Here is a 25,972-nt window from a genome sequence, read left to right as displayed (position 1 = left end):
TGGCTGGGCTGGTGCCGGGACCGGCACCCGGTGGCGGTGGCGACACGAAAACTGTACCATTTTATCTAGCTACTAGACGATATGAGGTATCCGGCTGATGAGCGACGTGGAGCTGCCCGAGCTGTCCGAGGTCACCCTGGCGATCCGCAACCTGATCAACACCGCGCGGGAGTTCTCCGCCCGCACCGCGCGCGAACTGGGTGTCAACGCCACCGACCTCGACGCGCTGGCCCTGTTGGAGCAGCACGGCCCGATGGGCCCCGCGCAGCTCGCGACCCGGCTGGGCCTGCGCACCGCCTCGGTCACCGTCGTCGTCGACCGCCTCGAACGGGCCGGGCACGTCCAGCGGGTGCCCGACCAGGCCGACCGCCGCCGCGTCACGGTCACCACCACGCCGTCGGCGCACCGGGCGAGCCTCGCCCTGCTGCGCCCCTCGATCCTCGCCGTCGACGAGGCCGGCCGAGCCCTGGACCCCGACGCGCAGCGGGTGGTCGTCGACTACCTCGACCGCGTCATCCAGACCATGCGGCCCGACACCCCCGACCAGCACCGGTGAGCGGCGGCCCGCCGTCTTTCGAAGGAGTGACCATGACACCGGACAACCACCTGGCCCACGACCTCGACGGCACGGGACCGCTGCTCGTCGCCGTCCACGGCATCACCGAGAACCGGGGCTCCTGGGACCCGGTCGACCTGCGGCGGCACTTCCGCGTGCTGCGCGTCGACCTGCGCGGTCACGGTGACTCACCGCGAATCCCGCCGTACGGGATCGACGAGTCGGTGGCGGACATCCACGGGTTGCTGGAATCGCTGGGGGAGGGGCAGACGCCGTTCGTCGTCGGCCACTCCCTCGGCGGGGTGATCGCGACCGCCTACGCGGCCCGCCACCCGACCCGCGGCGTGGTCAACGTCGACCAGTCGCTGCGGGTCGACCCGCTGCCCGCGGAGGTGGCCGCCACCGTGCGGGGGGAGGGCTTCGCGGACTTCGCCCGCACGCTGTTCGCCTCGCTGTACGGCGAGCTGGACCCCGCGCTGGTGGCCGACATCGAGCGCCGCCACACCCTCGACCGGGACGTGTTCACCGGGTTCTGGACCCCGCTGCTCGACTGGGACGCCGACGCGCTGGCGGCGTGGTCCCGACGCGTCACGACCCTGCCGCCCGACGTGCCGTACCTGTCGCTGCACGGGACAGACCCCGGTGCGGACTACGCCGACTGGCTCACCGACCGCATCCCCACGGCCGTGGTCGAGCAGGCACCCACCCGCACGCACTACCCGCACCTGGCGCGGCCCGACTGGTTCGTCTCCCGCGTCCACCGGTTCTTCGGCCTGCCCGACCACCTCCCGGCGGCGGAAGCCGACGCACCACGATGAACAGGCACCCCCGATCGTCGTCCTGGGCGGCCTGACCACCGCACGTGCACGGCATCGCCGCGCCCGTGTTCGACCTCGACCGGAACCGTCGCAGCGCGTGCCCGTCGCCGGGCTCGACCCGCTGGGCGGTCCGGCGGCTCCGGTCGAGGTCGAACACGACCGGTCTCCCGCTATTCGCCCGGTTCCGCCGGGCAGGCGAGGTCTCGCGCGGGGCGGTGCCCGGTGGTCAGGAACTCCGTCGCCGCGTCGTTGGCGCACCTGTTGCCGTCCCAGGGGTAGACCCCGTGCCCGCCCTGGTCGGCGGTGACCAGCGTGGCCCGCTGCCCGAACGCCCGCCGCAGTTCGCGGGCGCCGACCAGCGGCGTGCCCGGGTCGCGTTCGTTCTGCAGCAGCAGCACGTTCGACGGACCCCGGTCGCCGATGCGCACCGGCGGCTCGGTGCGCTCGTCCGGCCAGAAGGCGCACGGCCCGATGTTGGCCGTGGCCCCGCCCAGCATCGGGTACCTCACCCGGTCGACCGCGACGGCGCGCTGGTAGTCCCGGATCGAATCCGGCCAGCGGGAATCACCGCAGATCACGTACAGGCGGGCGGACATGAGGTTGTCGCGGTCGACCACCGGCGGCAGGGGCACCGGCCGGTCGGCCGCCAGCGCCTGCCAGGTCTTGGCCAGCGCGGGCAGGGCCGCGTCGCTGTAGAGGTATTCGAAGGTCAGCCCGCGGAACGCCAGTCCGTCGACGCCCTGGACCGGCTCCGCGTCCAGTCGCTCCGCCAGGTCGAAGAACTCGGCGGTCACCTGCTCCGGGGTGCTGCCCAGGCCGTGCTCGGGGTGCGCGGCGGCGTACGCGGCGAAGTCCGGGAACCGGTCCTGCAGGCCGCGGGCGAACCTCCGCATGGCCGTGGCGTCGTAGCCGCCCGCGCCCAGGTTGCTGTCGAGCACGATCCGGTCGCCGCGGTCCGGGAACATCGTCGCGTACGCGGCGCCGAGGTGGCTGCCGTAGGAGGCGCCGAGGAACGAGACCTTTCGCTCGCCCAGCGCCACCCGAATCCGCTCCATGTCGCGGGCGGTGTTCGCGGTGGTGGTGTGCGGCAGCATGTACGCGGTGGGGGAGGTGGCGCACTGCTCGGCGGTGGCGCGGGCGTACCCGGCCTCGCGGGTGACGTCGGCCGCGGTGTGCGCGTACCGCGCGAAAGCGCCTCTGGCCTGCTGCTCCGGGGTCAGCTCGCAGGTCACCGGCGTGCTGCGGCCCACGCCGCGCGGGTCGAACCCGATGATGTCGTAGGAGTCCAGCACCTCCTGGGGCAGCCCGGCCCCGGCCAGCGTGGCGGGGTAGCCGAGCCCTTCACCACCGGGGCCGCCCGGGTTGGTGAGCAGCACGCCGCGGCGCCGCGCCGGGTTCTCGCTCGCCAGCCGGGAGATCGCGATCTCGATCTTCCTGCCGCCGGGGTCGCGGTGGTCCAGCGGGACTTCGAGGGTCGAGCACCGGAGCCGGGGCGCGGCGACCCCCTCCGGGCACGCGCCCCACTCCAGGGTCCGCGCTGCCGCCGCTGACGCGGTCGGAACAGCGGTCGCCAGCACCGCGGTCGCGGCGAGGGCGACCGGCAGGGTCCTGCGCATTCCTGTCCTCCTGTCGACACTGTGCGAGGGCTGATCGGACGGGGCGGTGAGCACCGGTCCGGGAACGATCCTGTCCACTCGGCACCGGCGGCACATCGGTCCGGCGGCTCGGCCCACACTGGACCCGGGTCGAATGCCCGCATGCGACCACGGTCGGGGGTGCGCAGGCCCCAGGACCGGTGCACCGGTTGGGCGGTCTTGCGACAATGGCGGGGTGAGCACGGACATCGCACCCCGGCCGGGCAGGTGGTGGCGGGAGGCGTGGCGGCTGGCGGTGGCCGCGCTGCTGGGCATCGCCTTCTGGTTCTCCGTCGCCGCGCTGGTGCCGCCGGGGTGCGCGGCGGACACGTGTTCCTGGTTGGTCACCGGCGATCCGCTGCTCGCGCTCGCCTGCCTGGTGCTGCTGCCGTGGCGGCGGCGGTTCCCGATCGCCGTGGCCACGGCGGTCACGGTCGCCTCGGCCGCCTCGACGCTGGCCACCGGCGCCGCGCTGCTGGTCCTGTGCTCGCTCGCCACCCGCCGCCGCCCGGTCGAGATCGGCCCGGTGGTGCTCGCCTTCGTGGTCGCCTCGCAATTCGCCTCCGACCTCTACCCGATCGACGCCCCACCGGTTCCGACGTGGCTCGAACTCGTCTTCCCGGCGCTGACCGCGGGCACCGCGGTGGCCATCGGCGCGGCCATCGGCGCCCGGCGCGTGGAGGTGCGGTCCCTGCGCGACCGGGCCGAGGGCGCGGAACGGGAGCAGGCGGCGCGCGCCGCGCAGGCCCGGGCCCAGGAGCGCAACCGGATCGCCCGCGAGATGCACGACGTGCTCGCGCACCGGATCTCCCTGGTGGCCATGCAGGCCGGGGTGCTGGACCACCGCGACAACCTCACCGCCGAGGAGCACCGCATGCTGGTCCGCGGGATCGCGGACGGCTCCCGGCAGGCGTTGGAGGAACTGCGGGACGTGCTCGGCGTGCTCCGGGGCGACCCGGATCGCCCGGAAGCGCCGCAGCCCTCGTTCGACCGCGTTCCCGAACTGGTCGCCGCCGCCCGCGGCTCCGGGCTGGAGGTCACCCTCACCGACACCGTGACGGGCCAACCGCCCGAGGTCGTCGGGCGGACCTGCTACCGCGTCGTCCAAGAAGGACTGACCAACGCCGCCAAGCACGCCCCGGGGGCGCGGGTGCGCGTCACCCTGGGGGGAACGGCCGGGGGCGAACTGCGCGTCGACGTCCGCAACTCGGCCGCCACCGCGGCGGGCGCCCGGCCACCGTCCTCCGGCTTCGGCCAGCTCGGCCTCAGCGAACGCGTCGCCCTCGCGGGCGGCGCGCTGGAGCACCGGCCGACGCCCGGCGGCGGGTACCTGCTCACCGCGCGACTACCCTGGCCCGGGCAGGACCACCCCGGGGGAGGCTGAGTGGGCAGCGCGCGTGAGCCGACGCGGGTGGTCATCGTCGACGACGACCGGCTGGTGCGGATGGCGCTGCGCCTGGTCGTCGACGGCGAGCCGGACCTGACCGTGGTCGCGGAGGCGGCCGACGGGGAGTCCGCGCTCGCCGCGGTGGCCGAACAGCGACCGGACGTGGTGCTGATGGACGTGCGCATGCCCGGCCGCGACGGGCTCAGCACCACCCGGGAACTGCTCACCCGCCCGGGGCCGCCGAAGGTCCTCGTGCTGACCACCTTCGACTCCGACGACCTGGTCCTCGGCGCCCTGCGCGCCGGGGCGCTCGGGTTCGTGCTCAAGGACACCCCGCCCGCGCGGATCGTCGACGCGGTGCGCGCGGTCGCCGAGGGGAACCCCGTGCTGTCCCCGGCGGCCATGGCGCGGGTCATCGCCGCCGCGACCGGGTCGGGGTCCGCCGCCGCCCGCCGCTCGTCCCGCGAGGCCGCGCGGGCGAAGCTGTCCACCCTGACCGAACGGGAACTCGACACCGCGCGGGCCGTCGCCGACGGGCTGGGCAACCCGGAGATCGCCGAACGGCTGCACATCAGCGTCGCGACGGTGAAGGCGCACACCGGCAACCTGTTCGCCAAGCTGGCGGTCGAGAACCGGGTGCAGATCGCCCTCGTGGTGCGCGACGCGGAGGACTGAGCCGGGTGAGGTCCGGCGCGAGCGCGGCGGCGAGCATCGTCGCCGAGATCCAGGTGACGGCCACCGCCATCGAGGTGCGCCTGCCCCGGGCGTCGGCCGCCCACCCGGCGAGGACGGACCCGAACGGCATGCCCAGGGCGGTGGCGCTGCCGAGTCGAGGGTCCGCCGTCGAGGGCTGACGGTGACCGGGGCGGTCAGGCGTCGCGCAGCGCGAGTTCGCGGGAGACGGCTGCCGCGGCGTCGACCACCGCGGCCTCGACGGTCCTCAGCTCGCCCGGCGGGACCCGGGCGGCCAGCGCGGCGACGCTGATCGCCGCGCGCACCGAGCCCGAGGCGTCGCGGATGGGCGCCGCGACGCCGAGGATGTGGTCGTCGAGTTCACCCTGGGAGATCGCGACGCCGCGCTTGCGGATGTGGGCGAGCCGGGTGCGCAGGGCGGCGGGGTCGGTGAGGGTCTTCGCGGTGAACCGCTCCAGCGGGGCCTGGTCCAGGACCGCGGTGACCTCGCCGGGGTCGGCCCAGGCGAGCAGCACCTCGGCGGCGGCGCCCGCGTTGATCGGCAGCACGTGCCCGCGCTCGTAGGACAGCCGCACCGCGTGCCGGGCCTCGACCAGGTCGAGGCACACGACCGAGCGACCAGAACGCCTGGTCAGCAGCACGGTTTCGCCGACGCTCGCCGCCAGTGCCCGCATGGCCGGGAGGGCGACCTCGGACAACCCGATCCCGGTCCGGGCCAGCCGCGCCAGCTCGAAGATGCGCGGTCCCAGCCGGAACCCCCCGGCAGCCTCCTCCAGGAACCCGGTGCCGGTGAGGCTTTGCAGGTAGCGGTAGCCGGTGGAGCGCGCCACCCCCAGCCGCGCGGCGATCTCCGCGCCCGCCCAGACCGGCTTGTCCGCGCTGAACAGCAGCAGGATGTCCAGCGCCCGGTCGGCGGTGGAATTGCGCTCTCGGTAGCTGCCGCTCGCCGCGTCAGTGGGTCCGGCCATGGGCACACGGTAGCCAGTTCCGGTCTGTCCTGTAAATCAGGACGTGACTTACGAAAAACAGGACACCGCTCGTACTGTGGCGGCAGCGGACCGGACGAGCGGGAAGAGGTGGGGCCATGGCGCCGAACGCGACGGGCGACCGCGTCGACGTGGTGATCTGCGGTGCGGGCCCGGTGGGCCTGACCGCCGCCGCGCTGCTCGCGGCCCGCGGCGTCGGCGTGGTCGTGCTCGAACAGCGCGGCGGCACCAGCGACGAGCCGAAGGCCATCAGCATCGACGACGAGGCCCTGCGGGTGTACCAGCAGGCGGGGGTCGTCGACCGGGTCCTGCCGGTGATCGTGCCCGGCACCGGCACCCGCTACCACGGCCGCGACGGGCAGGTGCTGTTCCACGCCCGCGGGCCCCGGCCGTTCCGGCTCGCCTACCCGTTCAAGAACCCGTTCGCGCAACCGGACCTCGAACGCGCGCTGGCCGCCGCCGTGGCGGCGGCGCCGACGGCGGACCTGCGGTTCGACACCCGGGTCACCGGGTTCGACCAGCACCCCGACCGGGTGACCGTCCACGCGCGGACCGCGACCGCGCCGGTGGCGATCGACGCGGCGTACGTCCTCGGGTGCGACGGCGGGCGGTCGGTCACCCGGCTGTTGCAGGGCGTCGGCATGACCGGGCGCAGCCACGACGAGGTGTGGCTGGTCGTGGACACCCTCGACGACCCGCACACCGAGCGGTTCGCCATGCACCACGGCGACCCGGATCGCCCGCACGTGATCGTGCCCGGGCTCGGCGGGCGCTGCCGCTACGAGTTCCGGCTCTTCGACGGCGAGGGGACCCCGGACCGGGAGCCGCCGTTCGACCTCATCCGGCGACTGCTGTCCAGGTACCGGGTGATCACCGAGGACCAGGTCGAGCGGGCCGTCAACTACCGCTTCAACGCCGTGGTGGCCGACGAGTGGATGATCGGGCGCTCGTTCCTGCTCGGCGACGCCGCCCACATGATGCCGCCGTTCGCGGGCCAGGGCCTGAACTCCGGAATCCGGGACGCGGCCAACCTCACCTGGAAGATCGCCGACGTCCTGGCCGGGCGCCTCGACGCGGGGGTGCTGAGCAGCTACCACAGCGAACGCGGCCCGCACGCGCTGGCGACGGTGCGGCTGTCGGAACGGCTCGGCCGGGTCGTCATGACCACCTCGCGCCGGGTGGCGGCCCGGCGCGACGCCGTGGTCGCCCGCGCCGTGGCGACCGACGAGGGCCGCGCCCACCTGGAGGAGATGCGGTACCGGCCCGCGCTGCACTACACCGACGGGCTGGTGGTCCCGGGCGACCGGCCCGAGACCGTCGGCGTGCCGGTGGGGCAGCCGCTGGTGTTCGACACCGGCACCCACCGGGTACGCCGCCTCGACGACGCGCTCGGCACCGGGTGGGCCGTGCTCGGGGTCGGGACCGCCGAGGCGGACTGGGCCGCGGTCGAACCGGTCGTGCGCGGACTGGGCGCGGTGGCGGTGCGGGTGGTCCTCGGCGACGACATGCCCCGCACCGGTCACCGGGTGCTGATCGACGTCGACGGTGCCCTGGTGCGCGAACTCGCCGACCACGCGGGGCGCTTCGCGTTGCTGCGACCGGACCGCGTGGTGGCCGCCGCCTGGCCCGCGGGCAGCAGCGCCGAGACCTGCGCGCGCGTCCTGTCCTGGACGCCCGCCTCGAACCCCACCTCACCGGAAAGGGTGTTGAACCATGGATGAACCACAGCGGGTGGTGCTGGCCGAACGCGGCGCGGCCGGGAGCCTGACCCGGACCGCGGTGTCGCACGTCGGTTTCGCCGTCCCCGACGTGGCCGCGACCGCCGAGTTCTACCGGCGGGTGCTGGGCATGGTCGTGCACGACGAACTCCCGGCGGGCGGGCTGCGGCTGGGGTGGGGCAGCGGCCACCACGTCATCGAGCTGGTCGAGGGGGAGAAAGCCCTGCGGCACTACGGCTTCGAGGTGCGCGACCCCGACGGCGTCGACGGGATCGCCCGACGGCTGTCCGCCGCCGGGCACCCGACCACCGACCTCGACCCCGCTTACCTCGACGCCGGGATCGGTCCCGCGCGCGGCGTCGCGACGGTCGACCCGCACGGCACCGGGGTGCACTTCCACACCGCTGTCGAGCGCCAGGGCGAGGCCGCCGCGGACACCGGGCGGCGGCCGGTCAAGTACCAGCACATCACCCTGGCCACCGACGACGTCGAGGCCGTGGTGGCGTTCTTCGTCGACGTGGTCGGGTTCCGCATCTCCGACCAGCTCGACGACGGCCGCTTCGCCTGGCTGCGCAGCGACCGCGACCACCACACCCTGGCGGTGGTGAACACCGGGGCGGGCGGCGACATCGACCACTACTCCTACGACCTGGCCGAGTGGGAGGACTTCAAGACCTGGTGCGACCGGCTCACCGACGAGGGCGTGGACGTGACGTGGGGGCCCGGGCGGCACGGTCCGGGCAACAACCTGTTCGTGTTCTTCGACGACCCCGCGGGCAACCACATCGAGCTGTCGGCGGAGATGGAGAGGTTCCACGACGACCGCGCCACCTACGCGCCGCGGCGGTGGGAGCCGATCCCGCACACCGTGAACCTGTGGGGCGGTCAGCTCGCCTCGTGGCGCAAGACCAGTGGGAGCAGGTGACCGGTGGCGTACGCGAGCTACGAGCACCGCGGTGTCCGCCGCGTCGGTGAACTGCGGGGGTCGTCGCTGGTCCCCCTCGAAGGCGGCACCGAACTGGGCCTGGACACCGGTCCGGAGTGGTTGCGCGACGCGGTCCGCGACGAGCGCGCACAGGTGCCGGTCGACGAGGTGCGGCTGCTGCCGGTCGTGCCGAGGCCGTCGAAGGTCTTCTGCGTCGGCCTCAACTACCTCGGCCACGTGACCGAGACGAAGCGCGAACTGCCGACCTACCCCGTGCTGTTCCCGAAGTTCGACTCCAGCCTCATCGGCGCCCACGACGACATCGTGCTGCCGCCGGAATCGACCCAGGTGGACTACGAGGGCGAGCTGGCCGTGGTGATCGGGCGGGCGGGCAGGCGCATCACCGAGGCCGACGCCCCGCACCACGTGCTGGGCTACACCGTCGCCAACGACGTCACCATGCGCGACTTCCAGTACCGGGCGCACCAGTGGGTGCAGGGCAAGGCGTGGGACGCCTGCACCCCGATCGGCCCCTACCTGATCCCACCCGATGGGGTGAACCTCGCGGGGGCGGGCATCCGCACCGTCCTCAACGGCGAGAAGGTGCAGGAGTCCGACCTGTCGATGCTGATCTTCCCGGTGCCGCGGTTGATCGCCACGATCTCGACCTTCACCGCGCTGCGACCCGGTGACCTCATCCTCACCGGCACACCCGGCGGCGTCGGGTACCGCCGCGATCCGCAGGTCTTCCTCACCGCGGGCGACCGGATCAGCGTCGAGGTCGACGGCATCGGGACCCTGAACAACCTGGTTACCATGGAACAGACCGATCAGTCCACTCAGGAAGGTGGCGGCCAGTGACCGCGCGCCCGGCGGAACCACGCATCCGGCGGTCGCTGACCCTGCACCTGAAGGGTGACTGGGGGACGGCTAACCTGCACCGCGTCTGCGGTTGGATCTCCCAGGAACTCACCGACCGCTGCGGACCGCACACCCGCATCGCGATCTGGAACGGGCGCGGCTTCAGCGACTCGGTCCGCGCCGTCGGCCGGGGGGAGGTCGACATCGCGATGACCACCCCCGCGGCGTTCGCCACCGCGGCCCTGGACGCGCGCGGGGTCTACCGCGACGAATCCTTCCCCGAGCTGCGCGCGCTCGGCGTGGTGCCGCAGCGCGACCGGCTCGTCGTCGGCGTGCACAAGTCGATCGGCGCCACGACGTTCGCCGAGTTGCGGGAGCGCGAGCCGCGACTGACCGTCGCCACGTCGGTCGACGACGGCGTCAACCACGTCGGGCTGGCCGCGCACGCCCTGCTCGACCGCGCCGGGGTCGACGTGCGGGGGTGGGGCGGGGGGTTCCTGTCCGACGAGCGGCCGTTCGAGTCGTTCGAGCACGTGCTGGCCGGGCGCGCGAACGCCGTCGTGCACGAGGCGGTCATGCTGCCGCACTGGCAGCGGTTCGGACCGGACTTCGACTTCCTGGAGGTCGAACCCGAGGTGCTGGCGTCGCTGGAAGCCGACTTCGGCTGGCCCGCCGCCACCGTCGACGACGACTTCTTCCCCGGCCGCCGCGCGTTCCGCACCCTCGACTTCTCCGACTTCCTCGTGCTCACCCGCAGCGACCTCCCCGACGACGTGGCCCACGCCGTCGCCTGGGTCCTGGGCGAAACCCGCCACCTCATCGAACAGCAGTACCGGCACCTGCCGCCCGAGCGCAGCCCCATCACCTACCCGCTGCACCCGCCCACCATGGGCCGATCCCCGGTCCCGCTGCACCCCGGCGCCGCCCGCTACTACGACGCGCTGCCGGAAAACCGATGACCCCAACGATCCGCGAGACAAGGAGGTCGCCGTGAAGGTCGTCGAAGACGTCGTGGTCATGGAATCCGACCGGCCGCTGCGCAGCATCGACCGCGATGAGGAACTGCTGCTCGCCCCGCCGCACCCGGGCAAGGTGCCGATGAAGCTCGCGAGCGAGCACCCGCCGCTGACCGTGGTCCACCACCCGCAGCAGTACCGGGCGCAGCCGTTCGCCCCGCCGCGCGGCCTGTACGAGAACGACCAGATCCGCGTCGAGTGGCAGACCATGGACAACCGGCAACCGTTCTACCACCGCAACTGCGACGTCGACGAGATCTCCTACCAGATCGCGGGCGAGCGGACGCTGATGACCGAACTCGGCGTGGTCGAGCACCGGCCCGGCGACTTCTCCCGCATCCCGCGCGGCGTGGCGCACGACAACTACGGCCGCCAGGAGAGCCACCTGCTGTTCTACGTCCCCGCCCCGGTGGCGGAGAAGGCCACGGCCACGAGCAGCTCACAACCGGTGTCGCCACCGTTCCCCGGCTGGGAACCGGGGGAGGTCAACGAGGCCGTCACGCAGTGCATGGGCGCCCACGGGCACGACATCGCCGTGTTCCCCGTGGACGAACGGCGACTGCTCGACCGGGTCCACGACGAGGAAGACCGCCTTCGGGTGCTGCGCGTCGGCGACGGGACCGGAACGACCGTGCTGTACGAGGCGCCGCGGTTCCGCTTGGCGGTGGTCACCACGGCAACCGGTGGTGAGCGCCGCTACCGCCGCACCCTCGACGGCGACGAGGTCCAGTACCAGGTGCGCGGGCGGCGCACGCTGCTGACCCAGCGCGGGATCGTCGACCTCGAACCCGGCGACCTCGTCCGCATCCCCCTGGGCGTCGCCCACGCCGACGTGGACGACGAGGCGGGGCAGTACATCTCCCTGCTGTCGCACCGGGAACTGCCGCAGATCGCCGAGACCGCGCGCACCGCCGACCCCTGCACCCCCGAACGGCTCGCCGCCGCCCTGGCGAGGGGGGCTCGATGACCACCATGCTCGCCGCCCGCGCCCACCGCGACGCCGACACCATCGCGCTGGAACGGATTCCGGTGCCCGAACCCGGGCCGCTCGACGTCGTCGTCCGGGTCGCCGCCGCCGGACTGGCGCCCGGGATGATGCGGCTGCTGCGATCCGGTGCGTTCAAGCACCTGCCGACGACCCTCGGCCACGAAGCCGCCGGGACGGTCGCGGCCGTCGGCGCCGGGGTCACCGGGACCGCGGTCGGTGACCGGGTCCGCGTGCACCCCAACCTCAACTGCCGCGACTGCCCGTACTGCCGCACCGACCGCGACATGATGTGCGCCCAGCAGGCCATGATCGGCCACGCGGCGTTCGGCGACGCCCCGATGCCGCTGTACGACGAGTACCACGACGGGGGACTGGCCGAGTACCTGCGGGTCCCGCACTGGCTGGTCGACCCGCTGCCCGACCGCGTCAACTTCGACGTCGGCGCGAAGGTGCACGACCTGGCCAACGCGGTGCGGGCGCTGAAGTGCGCCGACCTGCCGCTGGGGTCGACCCTCGTCGTCACCGCGGCCACCGGCACCATGGGCACCGCCACCACCAAGCTCGCCGAGCACTTCGGCGTGTCCCGCCTCGTCCTGGTCGGGCGCGACGCCGAACGCCTGCACGCCGTCCGATCGCTGGCCGGTCGGGTGGCCACCGAGGTGATCGCGCTGGACGACCTCCCCGACTGGGCGGGCACCGGCGGGCTGACCCGGCGGCTGCGGGAGGTCACCCCCGCGGGCGCGCACGCGGTGCTCGACTTCATCCCCGACGGCCCGGCGACCGGTCAGGCCGTGGCCGCGCTCGCCACCGGCGGCACCCTGGTGCACATGGGCGCCAACCGCACCGCGCTGGCCCTGCCACCGGCCGCGCTGATGGTGAACTGCTGGCGGTTCGTGGGCACCCGCGCCTGCACCCGCACCGACGCCCGCGAGGTCCTGCGCCTGCTCGGCACCGGCGCCCTGGACGTCGACGAACTCATCACCCAGCGGTTCGCGCTGGCCGACGCGCCCACGGCGGTGGAGGCGATGCGGCGGCGCGAGCACCCCATGTGGATGACCGTCGTCCACCCCTGAGCGCCCCGACGAGCCCCGGAGGAACCATGCACATCACCCACTACGGGCACGCCTGCGTCCTGGTCGACGTCCCCGGTGCGACCGGGTCCGCGCGCGTGCTGATCGACCCGGGCACCTACTCCCGCGACTTCGAGGACCTGCGCGACCTCGACCTGGTCCTGATCACGCACGCCCACCCCGACCACCTCGACGCGGACCGGCTGCGGGTGCTGCTGGCCGACAACCCGGGCGCCCAGGTCGTCCACGGCCCCGGGGCCGCCACCGCCCTGGCCGAGCACGCCGGGCGCACCCACCTGGTGCACCCGGGTGAGTCCCGGACCCTGGCGGGGGTCGAGATCGTGGTGACCGGCGGGGAACACGCCCACGTCCACCCGGACCTCCCGGGCTCGGACAACAACGGCTACCTGCTCGCCGGTTCGCTGTTCCACCCCGGTGACGCCCTCGACCCGCCACCGGAGCCGGTGGACACCCTGCTGGTCCCGGCGGGCGGACCGTGGATGAAGCTCGGCGAGGGCGTCGACTACCTGCGCTCGGTCGCACCGCGCGTGGCCATCCCGATCCACCAGGCCGGTCTGGCCCCGGCGCACCAGCGGATGCACCACCACCTGCTGGGCAGCCTGGCCCCCGCGGGCACCGACGTCGTCGTGCTGGAACACGCCGTCCCGCACGCACCCTGACACGCGGAGGAACGACGTGGACGACATCAGGAACTCGGTGGTCCAGGCGAGTCGGGTCCTGGCCGCCGCCGGGCTCGGCGACATGGTGTGGGGCCACGCGTCGGTGCGCGACCCCGGGGGGCGGGGCGCGTGGATGAAGGCGTCCGGCTGGGGGTTCGAGGAGGTCGACGCCGAGAAGGTGGTCCTCGTGTCACCGGGGGGCGAGGTCCTGGACGGCACCGGGACCAGGCACCTCGAATCCCCCATCCACACCGAGGTCCTGGCGCGGCGCCCCGACGTGGGGAGCGTCGTCCACACGCACGCGCCCGCACTGGCGGCGTTCGCGTCCCTGGACTGCGAACTGCGCCCCATCTCCCACGACGCCGTTCCCTTCACCTGCCCGCAGTTGCCCCGGTTCACCGAGACCGGCGCCCTCATCGCCACCCCCGAGCTGGGCGGGTCGCTCGCCTCCCGGCTCGGCGGTGCCAACGCGATCCTGATCCCGAACCACGGCGCGGTCACCGTCGGCCCGGACGCCGCCACCGCCGTCATGCACGCCGTGCTGCTCGAACGCGCGTGCCGCACCCAGCTCCTCGCCGCCACCGCGGGCGGCCCGGCGACCTGGTCCGACGACGCCGAAACCCGCTTCAAGCGCGACCAGGTGTGGAACACCACCCAGCTCCACGCCGGGTGGGACTACCTGCTCAGGAAGGTCGACACCTGACCGGTCGCCCACCCCGGCCCGGGGCGCCGTGGCGAACGCCGCTCCGCCGGTGGGGGCGTCAGCCGGTCGGTTCCCCGGCGTCCTCGGTCGGCGGCGCGGGCGCCTGCTCGGCCGTCGCCGGGTCGGGCTCGACCGCCCCCGGGGCCGACTCGGCGGCCACCACCGGTGCCACCGCCGACCCGGTGTGGGCGTCGGCGGGGATGCCCAGCCGTTCGGACAGGTAGGCGGTGGTGAAGACGAGCGCGTCGCCGTCGAGCAGGTGCACCACCGGGCGGTGCCCGGCGGTGGCCGCGACGGTGGCCACCAGGGTGTCGGCACGGTCGCGGGCGGCGACGAGGCCGCCCTCGACCCGATCACCGGCCTGCTGGCCGTCGCAGGTCACCGTGACTGTCCATCCGTTCTCCGCGGTCGTGTAGTCGGCGTAGATGGGTTGCCGCACGTGACCTCCTCGATCTTCCTGGTCCGCTGCCCACCGGGGAGACAGGCCCGGCGGGCTCCGCTTACGGCGTTCCGACGCGGGTCACGCGGTGAAGACCCGATCGGAGCAACCCCGTGCCGGAGTCCGGGGACCGCTGCCTCATTCGGACGGTGGAACGGCACCGGAGTCGAAGGCGTCCCCGGCGGCCGTAGCCGTCCTGCTCGAGGAACGCGACCCCGACGGGGGATTCCGGTACGCCTCCGTTCTCCGAGGGTGGGCGGTCGGACCCTGGTCACTGTACCTAACGACTGTTAGGGTGAGCTGCCGTGCTGGCGCGGACGGACCTCCGCCTCTCACGGTGTGCGCACAACCGTGGCTGCGGACGCCGCAGCAACGCTCGGGATGTGCGTGATGAAGGTATGACGGCCTCCATCACCCTGGGCGGGGGCCCTGTTCGTCCTGTGCTGTGCAGAAATCGAGGAGTTCCCATGCAACGACGCATCTTCGCCAAGGCGGGCATCGCCGCCGCCGCGGTCGCGGTCGCGACCGCGGCCCTGGCAGGCCCCCAGGCCTTCGCGGGCGAGGGCCCCGGCGCCGCCGTGGTCGCCTTCGCCGGGCACGCCAAGGGGCCCGCCCCCACCGAGCAGTCCGTGGGCGCGCAGCGGGGTCCGTTCGCGACGGGCAAGCTGGTCGTCCCGGCGCAGGCGGGCCGCGGGTTCAACAAGGGCACGATCTACTACCCGGACGACACCTCGCAGGGCACCTTCGGCGCGGTCGCGGTCATCCCCGGCTTCCTCGAGGGCGAGTCGGCCATCTCCTGGCTCGGCCCGACGCTGGCCTCGCACGGGTTCGTCGTGCTGACCCTCGCGCCCAACGCCACCACCGACTACCCCGAGCCGCGCAGCGACCAGTTGCTCGCCGCCGTGGACTGGCTCGCCAACCAATCCCCGGTCAAGGACCGCGTCGACCCCGCCCGCCTCGCCGTCGCGGGCCACTCGATGGGTGGCGGCGGAACCCTCATCGCCGCCTCCAAGAACCCGGCCCTGAAAGCGGCCGTGCCGCTGGCGCCCTGGAACCTGTACTCGGACTTCTCCGACGTCACCGTGCCCACGCTGATCGTCGGTGCGGGCCGGGACTTCATCGCCCCCGCCGTCATGCACGCCACCCCCATGTACAACTCGCTCAAGGCCAAGCAGGACCAGGGCTACCTCAAGCTCAAGAACGCCGACCACTTCACCACCAACCGCTACGACGCCACCGTCACCGCGTACACCGTCTCCTGGCTCAAGCGCTACGTCGACGAGGACACCCGCTACTCGCAGTTCCTCTGCCCCGTCAAGTCCGGTTTCCAACTGACCTGCCCCGTCTGAGCGAACACCCGCGCCGCACGGACCCCACCGGGGTCCGTGCGGCGCTTTCCACCGGCCGACACGATCTCCACGGGCCTGGATCAGCCGAAGGGGCAGTTGCTGCGGTACTGGGTCACCTTGTCGCCCTTGGGGCCGGGGCAGAGGAAGCGGGTGTAGCGGGTGTCGCCGTCGACGAACCTCTTCACCCAGGACACGGCCAGGGTGCTGACGAGGGGCGTCGACCTGGTGAAGGTGAGGTGGTCGGCCTCGGTGAGTTCGGCGAAGGCCTTGCGGGTCGAATCCGGCAGGCCCTCGTACATGGGGATGGAGAAGTTGTCGACGGGGGCGGTCTTGTCCTTGCCGCCGCCCACGAGCGCGGTCGGGACCCCGACGCCGGACCAGTTGCTCACCACCGACCAAGGGGCCATGGCGAACGCCGCCTTGAGCGAGGGGTTGGAGCGGGCGGCGAAGAGCGCGCCACCACCGCCGAGCGAGTGACCCGCCACGGCGAGCCGGTTGGTGTCGATGCGGCGCCGGACCTCGGCGGGTGCCTGGCGGGTGAGGTGGTCCAGCGCGGCTTGGAGTTGCCTGCCCCGTTCCGGGGCGTTGTCGTCGTTGGCGATGTTGGACATGGCGATGGTCACGAACCCGTGCGTGGCCAGACCCCTTGCGAGCCACCCGATCGACGCCTGGACCGAGCCGCCGCCGGGGCTGACCGCCACGACGCCGAACGTGCCCTGGCTGGTGTCCCTGGGGTAGAAGATCCGCCCGCCACCGAATCCCGGGCCGTCCTCGGCGGAGACATCGCTGTAGGAGACCGAGAACGGCCCGTTTCCGCCCACGCTGTCCGCGGTGGGCGCCGGTCCCCGCTCGTACGGGTTCGCCGCCGCTGCCGTCGTCGGAAGCCCCTCGGTCGCGGAAGCGGTCGAGACGACGCCCGCCACCGAGGTGACGGACAAGATCGCGGCGATCAGGAGAATGCGGATTCTGCTCGTGGTCATGGGATTTCCTCCACCTCGTGGGAGTCCAACCGGGACGGTGAGAGTCTTGGTCGCCGGGCAGTGGAAAAACAAGTGGGTCGGCCCACAATCGAAGACAACTTCCCGAGAACGACCGGTGAAGGCCAATTGTGGATCAAGAATCCCGCGGGCCTGTTTGTTTTCGCGGACGTAGTTCAAATTAGTGCGTAATTATACGTACCAATCGCACGTCAGGCCATGATCCCCGACCGAGCCACGAGCCTGGTGTCCGATCAGGATGGACGCACGGTAGGCGAACAATGATCCACATCCATGTCAATCCGGGACATGGCTGCAACGAAAGAGTGAATTCCGGCCCGTTGCGCCCAGCGCGTACGCGACCGGCGAGCATTGCGGGACGAATGGCGAACGCCGTGGCGCCCGCGCTCGCGCATCCCGACCACCCCGTACCCGCCCGGCCCGGCTGGTGCCTGCCCGCCCCACCGTCGTCCACGACGTCGATCCGCAACCGGTCGCCGGACCAGCGCACCGAGACCTCGGCGCGGGCAGCGGGGCCCGCGTGCTCGACCACGTTCGTCAGTCCCTCCTGGACGATCCGGTACGCGACCAGCGAGAGCCCCGGCTCGACCGGGCCCGGCGGTGGTCGCACGGCGAGCCGGACCTCGAGCCCGCCCGCCCGCACCCGCTCGACGAGCGCGGGCACGTCCGCCAGGCCGGGTTGCGGCGGCGCCAGATCAGCGGGGACCCCCGGCCCGTCCCGCAGCACCCCGAGCACCCGCCGGATGTCGCCCAGCGCCTGCCGGGCGCAGTCCCCGATCGTGGCCAGCGCGGCCCGCCCGGCTTCGGGCGACGCCACGGCCGCGTACCGCCCCCCGTCCGCCTGCGCGATCACCACCGCGAGCGAGTGGGCGATGGTGTCGTGCATCTCCCTGGCCCGAACGGGGCAGCCGGGACTACGCGGGGCAGGTGGTGTCGGTCGCCGGCCGCACACCGTCGAGCAGGTACCGGTGCACCGCGTCGTCCACGCACGCGCTGCGGTTCTGGTACGCCTGGTGTCGGAACGCGCCCGGTTGGGTGACCATGCGGGACCCGGTCAACGCCCGGTGCATCACCAACTGGCCGGAGTGCGGCGTGATCGGGTCGCCCGCGTTGCCCACCATGAGCACCGGGACGTCGCTGTGGATCGTCGTGGTCGGCTCGGCGGGGCGGGTCGGCCAGAACGCGCAGGGCGTGATGTTGTGGGCGAGCGGCCCGAACAGCGGGTCGTCCGCCCGGTGAGCCCGGATGTCCCGCAAGTACGTTCCCGGCTCGCGCGACACCTCGCGGTCCCCGCACAGGATCGGCAGGCCGACGCGGTCGGCCGCGGGCCCGGAGCCCGTGAACAGCCCGGTGAGGAGTTCGGCGAACGCGGGCGAGGGCGTGACCGCGGCACCGTCGGCCGCGTCGCGCAGCGTCCGCACCACGCCGGCGGCGGGGGCGTGGAACTCGTCGCCGTCCTCGGCGACCTGGATCAGCATGATGTACGGAACGGTGTGGGCATCCACCCGGAAACCGCCGACCCGCAGCGGGCGCCGCCCGGAGACCCGGGCGATGCGGTCGACGGTGGTCAGGACCTCGTCGGCGGTGGCACCGAGCCCGTACGTCGCGTCGTGGTCGGCGGCCCAGGCGGCGAAGTGCTCGAGCGCCGCGGTGGCGGCGGGTCCGTTGTGGATGAACGGGTTCGGCCCGAACACGGTCGGGTCGGGCGAGCTGTCCAGGACGAACCGGTCGACCCGGTCCGGGAACATCTGGAGGTAGACCGCGCCGAGGTAGGCGCCGTAGGACCCGCTCTCGTAGGAGATCCTCGGCTCACCGAGGACGGCCCTGACCAGGTCCATGTCCCGGGGCGGTGTTGCGAGTGGTGGCGTGGGGGAACAGGTTCCGCTGGTCGCCCCGGTCGCAACCGGCCGCCTGCACCCTGGCGAGCTCGATGCTCCGCTCGAACGAGCGCCGGTCCGGGCCCGCGCCGCGGATGAACGTGTCGGATCGCCAGTCGCAGCGCAATGGCGTGCTGCGCCACGTGAACCGCGGGTCGATGCCTATCACGTCGTAGCGCGCTCGGATGCCGGTGTTGTCGGCGAAGGCCACCGGCTGCCCGATGCCCGAGCCGCCCGGTCCGCCGCCGTTGGTGAACAGCGCGCCGCGCCGGTGAACCGGGTCGGTGGCCGGGATGCGGGACACCGCCACCCTGATCGTCCGCCCACCCGGCCGGCTGTAGTCCAACGGGACCGCGACGTCACCGCAACGCCCACCCGCGGCGTCCACCAGCGCACCGACCCGGTCGTCCGACCCGTTCTGACAACCGTGCCAGTCGATGACCTGGCGGTCGAACCGAGCCAGCCCTTCAGCGGCAACCGATGCCGTGCCCGCCTGCACGGCGCAGGCCAGAATGCCGACGGCCGCGCCGAACGCGACCAGCGAACCCGGCCTGTGCTTGGAAGTGGTCAACATGCTCGGAGCTTCCCGCATCACCGTGCGGTGGCGCCTCCGCCGCCGGACCGATCCTGCCCCTGCCCCAGGGCAGACCGGCCCGCCCCGGTCGTCCGCCCCGCACCAGCGGCCCTGCACGGCGAGGAAGACGCCGACCTGCATGCGGGTGCCAGGCTGTCCGGCGCGCCGTTGGTGACGACCCGGCCCAAGGGCGCGGTGAGCAGACCCGCGAACAACGCCGCCGCCGAGAGCCCCACCGCCTCCTGCGAACGCGAGACGTTCCGCTGTTCGTGGCGGGAGCCGGACTCGTGCGGATGGGCACCGGCGGCGGCAGTTCGACCCACAAGCGCTCGAAGTCCCTCTCCGAGCCTGCCTCCAAGTCGCCCCAGGCGTCGTCAGAGTTGCTGGTCCCCGAGTGGGCTGGGTGCGGGATGCCGCAGGGCTTCCTCGATGCTGCTCACCGCGGGCAGCGAGGTGCCGAGCACGCCGGTCAGGTCCAAAGCGCGGCGCACGGCCTGGCCCTCGTCCAGGCAGAGCAGCAGTTCGACGCCGCGCAGGCTGCAACTGGCACTGAGCAGCATCAGCGCTGAGATGCCGACCGAGGACAAGAACGCCACGGCCCGCAGGTCCACAACGAGCAATGCCGCCCCGGCGCGCACCGCCGCCACCGCTGCGCGCTCCCACTGCGTCCGGACCCCGTCGGCAGTGCTCATGTCCACATCGCAGGTGGTGGTCACCACCACCGCTCTGCCATCGGCCACCACCTCGAAGGTGTTCTCGCCCGACTCCCGCGCCTCATCCATGGCACCAAGTCAAACACCCGGAAAGCCTACGCGCTGGGTGACCAGAGGGCGCGTCGTGCGCGTTCGATGGTGGCCGGGGTCGACCTGCTTGTCGAAGCGGTCCAGTGCGGCTTGTTGGCTGGTGCGGTGCGGGCTGCGCGGTCTTCGGTGTTCTGCCGTGAGGTGTGCGCGGCGATCTGGGATTGCAGGGTGCATTGCGCTGGTGTCATTGAATCCACGGTCCCAGCACACTGCCTTCGTGGCAACGGTTCGCGAAGCCGCGTGTCAGCAGACCCGGGCGTGCGGTCGAACTCGGCGACCGGTGAGGGCGTCTTGCACCCAGCGAAGGTCAAGTGCAGGGCCATCGCCTCGGCGGGGTAATGCGGGTGGGGCCAGTCCCCGGCTGTGAGGTCGGCGGCGAGGTCGCCGTAGGCATGTCGCCTTGGTGTTCGAGGGCGGTGTGCAGGGCGGTGGCGGTGCGCGGGTTGACTTGCAATCCGGAGCAACGGTCTCGCGATCGGTGCCACCGGTCGCGGATGCCGAGTCGTTGTGACTCGTGTCGCATCCGCGATCGTTGGCTCGAGATGGCAGAAGACTGACTTCCCGACCCGAGATATCGAAAGTAGGACCATGGAGACCGTTCACCTGCTGGCCGTGCGGTCGGATTCCTCGACAGTTCCGATTTTGTTCGAGGTCTTCGACGGCAACGAGACGGAGTTGAGGATGAGGCTGCCGAGCGGAAGTTGGCAGTCCTTTTCCGAGCCCAACCTGCCCGTGCCCGATGCGGGCGACATGGCGTAGAGGAGCAGGATTGCGGGCGCGGGTGGACCGGGCGGTGTCGGCGTTCGACACCGGCTCGACGCGCCCGGGGACCCGGGGTGGGGTGTGGGCGGGGTGGTGCGGCCCGGTGTGGCGGGCGGTGCTCCGATCCGTTGACGGCGACCGTGGTCGCCGCGTTGGCCGACGATCGGCGGGTCAGCGGTTTTGCGATCGCGTGTCGAACCGCGGTCGATCCGAGGACGGGCGCTCACTGGTAGGAGATCATGAGAGGGGTGGGTTCGTACGCCATCGTCTGCTCGGGGGAGAGCATCGGCTGGTCCTCGTCGTAGAAGTTCTTCCAGCCCATGGCCACTCCCTCGGGGCGGGCTCGCACGACCGAGCGCCAGGTGGCGCTCTTCTGCCCGGTGCTGCCCTGGCCGTCCATGTGGATCAGCATGGCCAGTTCGTCGTGCGCGGTGTCCAGGTCGGCCTCGTCGCGGATCATCGACAGGCGGAACTGGTGCAGCACGAACAGCTTCTGGGGCAGGTGGTGCGCGGCTGTGAGGTCGGCGAGCCACGTGGTGGTCCGGTTGACCTCCTCGGCGTCCACGCCGCCGATCTGCTCCAGCGGGAGCTGGTTCGGGCCGAGCTTCCACTCCGGGTCCACCGCGAGGCCGACGTGCGGCAGGCGAAGCAGCGGTTCGTAGCGCCGGGCCTGCGCCACCAGGTCCGCGCGCCCGGGTTGCAGGTCGAGCAGGACGTAGAGCCCCGCTTCGCCCGCCCGCTCGACCCAGGGGCGCAGCTTCTCGACACCTGATTCCCCCGAGTAGTCGCCGTCGGCTCCGGGGGAGCCGTGGGCCACGGTGGCGATGATCTCGAACGCGGGCACCACGGGCACGTCGCTGAGCGGTGCGTAGTCTGCGGCCAGCTCCTTGACCCGGTCGATGGCGCGTTCGACGCCCTGTTCGCCGAGCGCGCCCAGCGCGGGGGAGCCGGGGTGGCCGTAGAGGCAGACGAGTCGGCGGCCGGGGAGCAGCACCTGGCCGCCACCGGGGAGTTGGTCGGCGCGGGTGGCGGTGTCGAGCCGGGCGCGCAGCTTCGACGCGGGCCCGAAACCGCCGCCGAGGGCCAGCACGGTTGTCGGCGGGTGGGCTCGCAGGGCCGCGATGGTGTCCGGGTCGGCGCGCGGATCGGTGCCCCGCACGGTGACGACGCGGGCTCCCGCCGCGCGGGCGGTGGTGGCCGCGGCGGTGTCGGTGCGGGTGGTGTCGGTGTGGGTGGTGTCGACGAGCACGGTGAGGTCGACCGGTTGCGGGCGCTTCGTCACCGGGAGGTCGTCGGGCAGGTCGGTGGGCTGTTCCGCCCCGCCTGCGCCCGGGGCCACGGTCAGGACCGGGGCGGGCCCGACGCGTTCGAGTGCCGCGCGCAGCCCGTCGGTCCCGACGGCGAGCACGGTGTCCGGTGCGAGCCTGGCCAGTTCACGCCCGAGGGGGGCGTCGGGTGGATTCGCGGCGGCGCGCGGGAAGACCAGCATCGGCACGCCGAGCCGTTCAGCGACCGCGCTCGCGGTCATCGCCCCCGCGGCGTCGCCCTCGGTGGACACGACGACGACCGGGGAACGGCGGAAGAGCGCGGCGCTGACCGCGATCGCCGCACCCGGACCCGCGGCGACGTCGAGCACGGTGGTCGGCGCCGCGGGCACGACCACCGTGGCCGCGGTCCCCGCCCCGACGTCACCGGGGTGCGTGGTGCAGCCCGCGAGGAGCACGATCGGTGCCGCGACGGCAACGCACAACCTGAACCCGGCTGATCGCACAGCACTTCCTCTTCCGCAGGTGGCCCGGACGCGCGGTGCCGGTTCCTCGGCACCGGGGGAGTGCAGGCCGGTCCGCGGCCCCGGCCCGCACTCCGCGCTCACGGCCGGGGTGCGACCGCCTGGTCGCCGGTCGACTCGGGGCTCCCCTCCGCGGCGGGCGTCCGGGCCGGTTCGGTGTGCTGGAGCCTGCGCTCGGCGCGGAGCGCGGACGCGTGCTCGCGGGTGAACTGCCGGTGGATCGCCACGCACATCGCGATCATCACGGCGCTGAACGGCAGCGCGATGGCGATCGACACACCCTGCAGGGCGCCCAACCCACCCGCGAACAGCAGGGCGATGGCCACGACCCCCTCGGCGGCACCCCAGAAGACCCGGCTCCAGGTGGGCGGCTCGACGTTGCCGCCCGAGGCGAGCATGTCCACCACGAGGGAGCCGGAGTCCGACGAGGTGACGAAGAACAGCACCACCAGGACGATGGCGAAGCCGACCACGACGGCACCACCGGGCAGGGAGCCCAGCAGGCCGAACAGGGCGCCGTTCGTGTCCACGGTGGACGCCCCGGTCGCGTCCGCGCCCACCAGGTCGCCGCCGCCGAAGAGCTGCCTGAACAGGCCCGCGCCGCCGAACACCGAGAACCAGAAGAAGCTCAGCAGCGTGGGGACGAGCAGCACACCCGCGACGAACTCCCGCACAGTGCGGCCCCGGGAGATCCGGGCGATGAAAACGCCGACGAACGGCGCCCAGGACATCCACCAACCCCAGTAGAACGCCGTCCAGTAGCCCTGCCACTCCTGGCCCTCGGCCCCTTGGTAGGCCGTGGTGTTGAAGCTCATGCGCACGAAGTTCTGCACGTACAGCCCCGAGGACTGGATGAACTCGCGCAGGATGAACAGGGTCGGCCCGGTGACCAGGACGAAGACCAGCAGCGCCGCGGCGAGCCCCATGTTGGCGTTCGACAGCCACTTGATGCCCCGCTTCACCCCGGTCACCACCGAGGTGATGGCGATCAGCGTGATCGCCCCGATGAGCACGACCTTGGTCAGGTTCCCCGGGTCGCGCACGACGCCGATGAAGTCCAGCCCGGCCGCGATCTGCGCCACGCCCAGCCCGAGCGAGGTCGCCACGCCGAACAGCGTCCCGACGACCGCGACCACGTCGACCGCGTCGCCGATCCAGCCGTTGACCCGGCGGCCGAGCAGCGGTTCGAGCGCCCAGCGGATCGACACCGGCCGCTTCCCGCGGTGCACCGCGTAGGCGATGGCCAGGCCGACGACCACGTAGATCGCCCACGGGTGCAGCCCCCAGTGCAGGAAGGTCTGCACCAGGGCGCCCTGCGCGCCCACCTCGTCGGCCGCGGCGATGCCCGAGGCCCGGTTGGGGATGCCCGCGAAGTGGTTCAGCGGCTCGGCGACACCCCAGAACACCAGGCCGATGCCCATGCCCGCGGCGAACAGCATGGCGAACCAGGACCACCGGCTGAACTCCGGCTCGTCACCGTCGTCACCGAGCCGGATGCCGCCGAAGCGCCCGACCCCCAGCCACACGGCGAACACCACGAACGCGCTGACCAGGAGCGTGTAGTACCAGCCGAAGGTGCCGACGATCCACGAGGAGACACCGCCCACCGCGGACTCGACCGCCGCGGGCGAGGCGACGGTCACCACGACGAAAGCGAGGACGATGCCCGCGGCGGGCCAGAACACCCTGCCGTGGACGCCCTTCCCGGGCACCTCGACTCCCGGTTGCGGTGACCGGCCTGCTGTGCTGTCCGGCACTGTGGCTCCTCCCGTGGGGCCTCGATCGGGCGTCCGGGTGACGCACCGGAGTCGCGGACCGCCTGCCCGGGCGGATCGGCCCGGGCCATCCCCAGCGGCGGTGGAGCAGCCTGCTCCACGCCTCCGCGGAGCGCTCGGGTCGCACGTGCCACCGGGCGCGGAGCGCGCCGCGGTCCGTGACCACGCGGATTCTCCACTTCCGACATGAGGATCGCCCGACTGTCTCTTTGCGATCCCATGACGACCTCCGAGTCCCGCGGCGCCGCCGCCGCGTGTGGGCGCACCGGCAGACCCGCGGATCGACATCCGATCGCAAAGAACCCGTCCGGCCATCGTCAGGCGCGGCGGGCGATCATCCCCGGGTGACCGTCACCGTGGGTTCGACACCGGCCGGTGGGGTGCCGAAAGTGGTCCTCGTCCGCCGAATCCTGCTCGGGTTCCGGGCGGACCACCCCGTCCTGGTGGTCGCTCCCGGCGCTCTCGACGACGTCGTGGAGAGCGATCGGGGTGCGGCCGGGCACTGGCTCGTGCTCTCCCCGGACGAGCCGGTGCTCGGTCTGCTGGCCGCCCACCACGGCCGGATGCTGGTCCTGCGCGCCGAACCGCTGCGCCACCGCTTGGCGGCGTTGGCCCGGGGCGGTCCGGTGGACGTCGTGGCGGCGGCCGACAACGCGTTCGCCCGGATGCGGCAGCGGGTGGCGGGCCACGTCCTGCGCCTGCACACCGCGCACGACCCGCACTTGGCGGCGGTGGCCCGGCGGTGGCAGCAGGCGGCGCCACCGGCGTGACGGCGGGTCCACGCACCCGGGACCGACCCGCGACGACTTTGCGATCCCTTGTCCGTCGTGCGACTTCGGCGGTGGCGACCCGCCGGGTGGGCGATCCTGTGGTCGCCGCGATCGACAGGAGGACTCGTGCCCCGCCACACCGACAGCCGCCACACCGACAGCCGCCACACCGGCAGCACAGCACCGTTCGGCGCACCGGACCCGTGGAGCCTGTTCGCCGTCATCCCGCTCGTGGCGGGAGCGGTGCTCGCCGAGGCGATGTCCGCGCCGCGCGGTGCCGCGGTCCTGGGCTGTGCGGCCGTCGTGCTGGTCGCGGTCGACTGCCGGGCGAACCGGCCCGCCCGATCGCGCGCGGCTCACCAGCTCCGCAGTCGCCCGCCCACGCCGCTCGCGGCCACGATCGTCCCGAGGGCGACGTCGAGGCAGGTGGCGAGGGTCGACTCCGTGCCGAACCCGAAGTCGAGCAGCAGCGGCGCGAGCAGCAGCCACAGCCCCACCAGCGCCCGCCCGGCGTCGCAGGTGGACCTGGCCACCCACCCCGCGCCACCGGCGGCCCCCAGCGCGAGCAGGGCGGCGCCCGCGACGGCGTCGCCCACCGCGGCGTCCAGCCCGCGGCGGACCCCGTAGTCGGCCACGGTGGTGAAGACGAGGAGCCAGCAGCCGACGACGACCGTGGCGCCGTCCACCGCGGGCGCCGCCCGGCGGCGGCGCCCGGGTGGGCGCCTCGACACCGGGGCCTTGGGGGTAGCCATGGCCACCAGCGTGCCGCCTGTCTGTTGAGACGGGGACGACGGGCTCTTT

At 73.0% G+C, this 25,972-nt stretch carries 27 protein-coding genes; 16 read left to right on the top strand and 11 right to left on the bottom strand.

Translation table 11 applies throughout. The annotated features are described in order from the left end of the window. Window positions 1–97 precede the first annotated feature (97 nt). Window positions 98–556, top strand: coding sequence for a MarR family winged helix-turn-helix transcriptional regulator (locus tag DFQ13_RS19945; RefSeq protein ID WP_110080884.1), 459 nt, complete (start codon window positions 98–100; stop codon window positions 554–556). Window positions 557–588: 32 nt separating this feature from the next. Beyond that, a complete protein-coding gene (locus DFQ13_RS19940) occupies window positions 589–1,374 on the top strand; it encodes an alpha/beta fold hydrolase (protein WP_110080883.1) in 786 nt (261 codons plus the stop codon). A gap of 170 nt (window positions 1,375–1,544) precedes the next feature. Here the strand turns inward: DFQ13_RS19940 and DFQ13_RS19935 are convergent, their stop codons facing one another. Further along, complete coding sequence (locus DFQ13_RS19935) at window positions 1,545–2,990, bottom strand: alpha/beta hydrolase (RefSeq protein WP_110080882.1); 1,446 nt, start codon at window positions 2,988–2,990, stop codon at window positions 1,545–1,547. 214 nt (window positions 2,991–3,204) lie between these two features. On the opposite strand from DFQ13_RS19935, the gene DFQ13_RS19930 reads away from it, so the two are divergent. Genes DFQ13_RS19930 through DFQ13_RS33980 form a run of 3 tightly spaced genes read left to right on the top strand, consistent with a single transcriptional unit; the run spans window position 3,205 to window position 5,249 of the window. Continuing rightward, the gene (locus DFQ13_RS19930; RefSeq protein ID WP_110080881.1) at window positions 3,205–4,392 is read left to right on the top strand and encodes a sensor histidine kinase; all 1,188 of its coding nucleotides are present in this window, start codon (window positions 3,205–3,207) and stop codon (window positions 4,390–4,392) included. After that, window positions 4,393–5,070: a response regulator transcription factor gene (locus tag DFQ13_RS19925; RefSeq protein ID WP_035286597.1), complete on the top strand. Its 678-nt coding sequence runs from the start codon at window positions 4,393–4,395 to the stop codon at window positions 5,068–5,070. 5 nt (window positions 5,071–5,075) lie between these two features. After that, on the top strand, window positions 5,076–5,249 hold the full coding sequence (locus tag DFQ13_RS33980; protein WP_181400070.1) for a hypothetical protein: 174 nt from the start codon (window positions 5,076–5,078) through the stop codon (window positions 5,247–5,249). Window positions 5,250–5,264: 15 nt separating this feature from the next. Here DFQ13_RS33980 and DFQ13_RS19920 read toward each other — a convergent pair whose 3' ends face one another. Beyond that, the gene (locus tag DFQ13_RS19920; protein WP_110080880.1) at window positions 5,265–6,056 is read right to left on the bottom strand and encodes an IclR family transcriptional regulator; all 792 of its coding nucleotides are present in this window, start codon (window positions 6,054–6,056) and stop codon (window positions 5,265–5,267) included. A 116-nt stretch (window positions 6,057–6,172) separates the two neighbouring features. Here DFQ13_RS19920 and DFQ13_RS19915 point away from each other — a divergent pair, with 116 nt between their 5' ends. From DFQ13_RS19915 to DFQ13_RS19880, 8 genes are read left to right on the top strand one after another with little or no spacing between them, the layout of a single operon-like run. Next, a complete protein-coding gene (locus tag DFQ13_RS19915) occupies window positions 6,173–7,795 on the top strand; it encodes an FAD-dependent monooxygenase (protein ID WP_181400069.1) in 1,623 nt (540 codons plus the stop codon). Then, window positions 7,788–8,717: a VOC family protein gene (locus tag DFQ13_RS19910; protein ID WP_181400068.1), complete on the top strand. Its 930-nt coding sequence runs from the start codon at window positions 7,788–7,790 to the stop codon at window positions 8,715–8,717. Before DFQ13_RS19915 ends, DFQ13_RS19910 begins: the two co-directional genes overlap by 8 nt. Window positions 8,718–8,720: 3 nt before the next feature. Beyond that, window positions 8,721–9,578: a fumarylacetoacetate hydrolase family protein gene (locus DFQ13_RS19905; protein WP_110080878.1), complete on the top strand. Its 858-nt coding sequence runs from the start codon at window positions 8,721–8,723 to the stop codon at window positions 9,576–9,578. Next, the gene (locus DFQ13_RS19900) at window positions 9,575–10,537 is read left to right on the top strand and encodes a TAXI family TRAP transporter solute-binding subunit (RefSeq protein ID WP_110080877.1); all 963 of its coding nucleotides are present in this window, start codon (window positions 9,575–9,577) and stop codon (window positions 10,535–10,537) included. The genes DFQ13_RS19905 and DFQ13_RS19900 overlap by 4 nt, the downstream gene beginning before the upstream one ends. A 31-nt stretch (window positions 10,538–10,568) precedes the next feature. Beyond that, the gene (locus DFQ13_RS19895) at window positions 10,569–11,561 is read left to right on the top strand and encodes a hypothetical protein (protein ID WP_110080876.1); all 993 of its coding nucleotides are present in this window, start codon (window positions 10,569–10,571) and stop codon (window positions 11,559–11,561) included. Then, window positions 11,558–12,655 carry an alcohol dehydrogenase catalytic domain-containing protein gene (locus tag DFQ13_RS19890; RefSeq protein ID WP_110080875.1) on the top strand — a complete coding sequence of 366 codons (1,098 nt, stop codon included), beginning with the start codon at window positions 11,558–11,560 and terminating at the stop codon, window positions 12,653–12,655. The genes DFQ13_RS19895 and DFQ13_RS19890 overlap by 4 nt, the downstream gene beginning before the upstream one ends. A 26-nt stretch (window positions 12,656–12,681) precedes the next feature. Next, window positions 12,682–13,332 (top strand): MBL fold metallo-hydrolase, encoded by a 651-nt coding sequence (locus DFQ13_RS19885; RefSeq protein ID WP_110080874.1) that lies wholly within the window; start codon window positions 12,682–12,684, stop codon window positions 13,330–13,332. Window positions 13,333–13,348: 16 nt separating this feature from the next. Further along, entirely contained in the window at window positions 13,349–14,035 is a 687-nt protein-coding gene (locus DFQ13_RS19880) for a class II aldolase/adducin family protein (protein WP_233438495.1), read from the top strand. Window positions 14,036–14,093: 58 nt separating this feature from the next. Here DFQ13_RS19880 and DFQ13_RS19875 read toward each other — a convergent pair whose 3' ends face one another. Then, a complete protein-coding gene (locus tag DFQ13_RS19875) occupies window positions 14,094–14,474 on the bottom strand; it encodes a hypothetical protein (RefSeq protein WP_110080873.1) in 381 nt (126 codons plus the stop codon). A gap of 467 nt (window positions 14,475–14,941) precedes the next feature. On the opposite strand from DFQ13_RS19875, the gene DFQ13_RS19870 reads away from it, so the two are divergent. Further along, on the top strand, window positions 14,942–15,823 hold the full coding sequence (locus DFQ13_RS19870; protein ID WP_219994528.1) for an alpha/beta hydrolase family protein: 882 nt from the start codon (window positions 14,942–14,944) through the stop codon (window positions 15,821–15,823). A gap of 80 nt (window positions 15,824–15,903) precedes the next feature. Here the strand turns inward: DFQ13_RS19870 and DFQ13_RS19865 are convergent, their stop codons facing one another. From DFQ13_RS19865 to DFQ13_RS19850, 5 genes are all read right to left on the bottom strand, one after another. Then, a complete protein-coding gene (locus DFQ13_RS19865; protein WP_110080871.1) occupies window positions 15,904–16,803 on the bottom strand; it encodes an alpha/beta hydrolase family protein in 900 nt (299 codons plus the stop codon). Window positions 16,804–16,981: 178 nt separating this feature from the next. Further along, the gene (locus DFQ13_RS19860; RefSeq protein ID WP_110080870.1) at window positions 16,982–17,707 is read right to left on the bottom strand and encodes a sensor histidine kinase; all 726 of its coding nucleotides are present in this window, start codon (window positions 17,705–17,707) and stop codon (window positions 16,982–16,984) included. A 28-nt stretch (window positions 17,708–17,735) separates the two neighbouring features. Next, entirely contained in the window at window positions 17,736–18,659 is a 924-nt protein-coding gene (locus DFQ13_RS35810) for an alpha/beta hydrolase (protein ID WP_325050942.1), read from the bottom strand. After that, on the bottom strand, window positions 18,631–19,272 hold the full coding sequence (locus DFQ13_RS34470; protein ID WP_219994526.1) for a hypothetical protein: 642 nt from the start codon (window positions 19,270–19,272) through the stop codon (window positions 18,631–18,633). Before DFQ13_RS34470 ends, DFQ13_RS35810 begins: the two co-directional genes overlap by 29 nt. A 374-nt stretch (window positions 19,273–19,646) precedes the next feature. Further along, window positions 19,647–20,054, bottom strand: coding sequence for an STAS domain-containing protein (locus DFQ13_RS19850; protein ID WP_110080869.1), 408 nt, complete (start codon window positions 20,052–20,054; stop codon window positions 19,647–19,649). Window positions 20,055–20,663: 609 nt separating this feature from the next. On the opposite strand from DFQ13_RS19850, the gene DFQ13_RS33975 reads away from it, so the two are divergent. Beyond that, on the top strand, window positions 20,664–20,834 hold the full coding sequence (locus tag DFQ13_RS33975) for a hypothetical protein (protein WP_181400067.1): 171 nt from the start codon (window positions 20,664–20,666) through the stop codon (window positions 20,832–20,834). Between the two features lie 226 nt (window positions 20,835–21,060). On the opposite strand, the gene DFQ13_RS19845 is transcribed toward DFQ13_RS33975, so the two are convergent. Together DFQ13_RS19845 and DFQ13_RS19840 are read right to left on the bottom strand one after the other, a co-directional pair. Then, window positions 21,061–22,608, bottom strand: a complete 1,548-nt coding sequence (locus DFQ13_RS19845; RefSeq protein WP_146241291.1) for a hypothetical protein — start codon at window positions 22,606–22,608, stop codon at window positions 21,061–21,063. Window positions 22,609–22,706: 98 nt separating this feature from the next. Beyond that, window positions 22,707–24,338 carry a BCCT family transporter gene (locus DFQ13_RS19840; RefSeq protein WP_233427818.1) on the bottom strand — a complete coding sequence of 544 codons (1,632 nt, stop codon included), beginning with the start codon at window positions 24,336–24,338 and terminating at the stop codon, window positions 22,707–22,709. Window positions 24,339–24,745: 407 nt separating this feature from the next. Here DFQ13_RS19840 and DFQ13_RS19835 point away from each other — a divergent pair, with 407 nt between their 5' ends. Beyond that, on the top strand, window positions 24,746–25,171 hold the full coding sequence (locus DFQ13_RS19835) for a hypothetical protein (RefSeq protein ID WP_035286622.1): 426 nt from the start codon (window positions 24,746–24,748) through the stop codon (window positions 25,169–25,171). Window positions 25,172–25,527: 356 nt separating this feature from the next. On the opposite strand, the gene DFQ13_RS19830 is transcribed toward DFQ13_RS19835, so the two are convergent. Next, complete coding sequence (locus tag DFQ13_RS19830; RefSeq protein ID WP_146241290.1) at window positions 25,528–25,923, bottom strand: hypothetical protein; 396 nt, start codon at window positions 25,921–25,923, stop codon at window positions 25,528–25,530. Window positions 25,924–25,972 lie beyond the last annotated feature (49 nt).

Origin of the sequence: Actinokineospora spheciospongiae, assembly GCF_003182415.1 — a bacterium.
GTDB lineage: Bacteria > Actinomycetota > Actinomycetes > Mycobacteriales > Pseudonocardiaceae > Actinokineospora > Actinokineospora spheciospongiae.
The sequence above is the reverse complement of the archived record's forward strand: the minus strand, read 5'-3'. Positions and strand labels throughout refer to the sequence as shown.

What these genes read in the sequence shown, in the direction of transcription:
- DFQ13_RS19885 (WP_110080874.1), top strand. Translation starts at nt 12,682, where the DNA reads ATGCACATCACCCACTACGGGCACGCCTGCGTCCTGGTCGACGTCCCC.
- DFQ13_RS19890 (WP_110080875.1), top strand. Translation starts at nt 11,558, where the DNA reads ATGACCACCATGCTCGCCGCCCGCGCCCACCGCGACGCCGACACCATC.
- DFQ13_RS19830 (WP_146241290.1), bottom strand. Translation starts at nt 25,923, where the DNA reads ATGGCTACCCCCAAGGCCCCGGTGTCGAGGCGCCCACCCGGGCGCCGC.
- DFQ13_RS19940 (WP_110080883.1), top strand. Translation starts at nt 589, where the DNA reads ATGACACCGGACAACCACCTGGCCCACGACCTCGACGGCACGGGACCG.
- DFQ13_RS19935 (WP_110080882.1), bottom strand. Translation starts at nt 2,990, where the DNA reads ATGCGCAGGACCCTGCCGGTCGCCCTCGCCGCGACCGCGGTGCTGGCG.
- DFQ13_RS35810 (WP_325050942.1), bottom strand. Translation starts at nt 18,659, where the DNA reads ATGGACCTGGTCAGGGCCGTCCTCGGTGAGCCGAGGATCTCCTACGAG.
- DFQ13_RS19860 (WP_110080870.1), bottom strand. Translation starts at nt 17,707, where the DNA reads ATGCACGACACCATCGCCCACTCGCTCGCGGTGGTGATCGCGCAGGCG.
- DFQ13_RS19910 (WP_181400068.1), top strand. Translation starts at nt 7,788, where the DNA reads ATGGATGAACCACAGCGGGTGGTGCTGGCCGAACGCGGCGCGGCCGGG.
- DFQ13_RS19870 (WP_219994528.1), top strand. Translation starts at nt 14,942, where the DNA reads ATGCAACGACGCATCTTCGCCAAGGCGGGCATCGCCGCCGCCGCGGTC.
- DFQ13_RS33975 (WP_181400067.1), top strand. Translation starts at nt 20,664, where the DNA reads ATGGAGACCGTTCACCTGCTGGCCGTGCGGTCGGATTCCTCGACAGTT.
- DFQ13_RS34470 (WP_219994526.1), bottom strand. Translation starts at nt 19,272, where the DNA reads ATGTTGACCACTTCCAAGCACAGGCCGGGTTCGCTGGTCGCGTTCGGC.
- DFQ13_RS19850 (WP_110080869.1), bottom strand. Translation starts at nt 20,054, where the DNA reads ATGGATGAGGCGCGGGAGTCGGGCGAGAACACCTTCGAGGTGGTGGCC.
- DFQ13_RS19945 (WP_110080884.1), top strand. Translation starts at nt 98, where the DNA reads ATGAGCGACGTGGAGCTGCCCGAGCTGTCCGAGGTCACCCTGGCGATC.
- DFQ13_RS19915 (WP_181400069.1), top strand. Translation starts at nt 6,173, where the DNA reads ATGGCGCCGAACGCGACGGGCGACCGCGTCGACGTGGTGATCTGCGGT.
- DFQ13_RS19865 (WP_110080871.1), bottom strand. Translation starts at nt 16,803, where the DNA reads ATGACCACGAGCAGAATCCGCATTCTCCTGATCGCCGCGATCTTGTCC.
- DFQ13_RS19920 (WP_110080880.1), bottom strand. Translation starts at nt 6,056, where the DNA reads ATGGCCGGACCCACTGACGCGGCGAGCGGCAGCTACCGAGAGCGCAAT.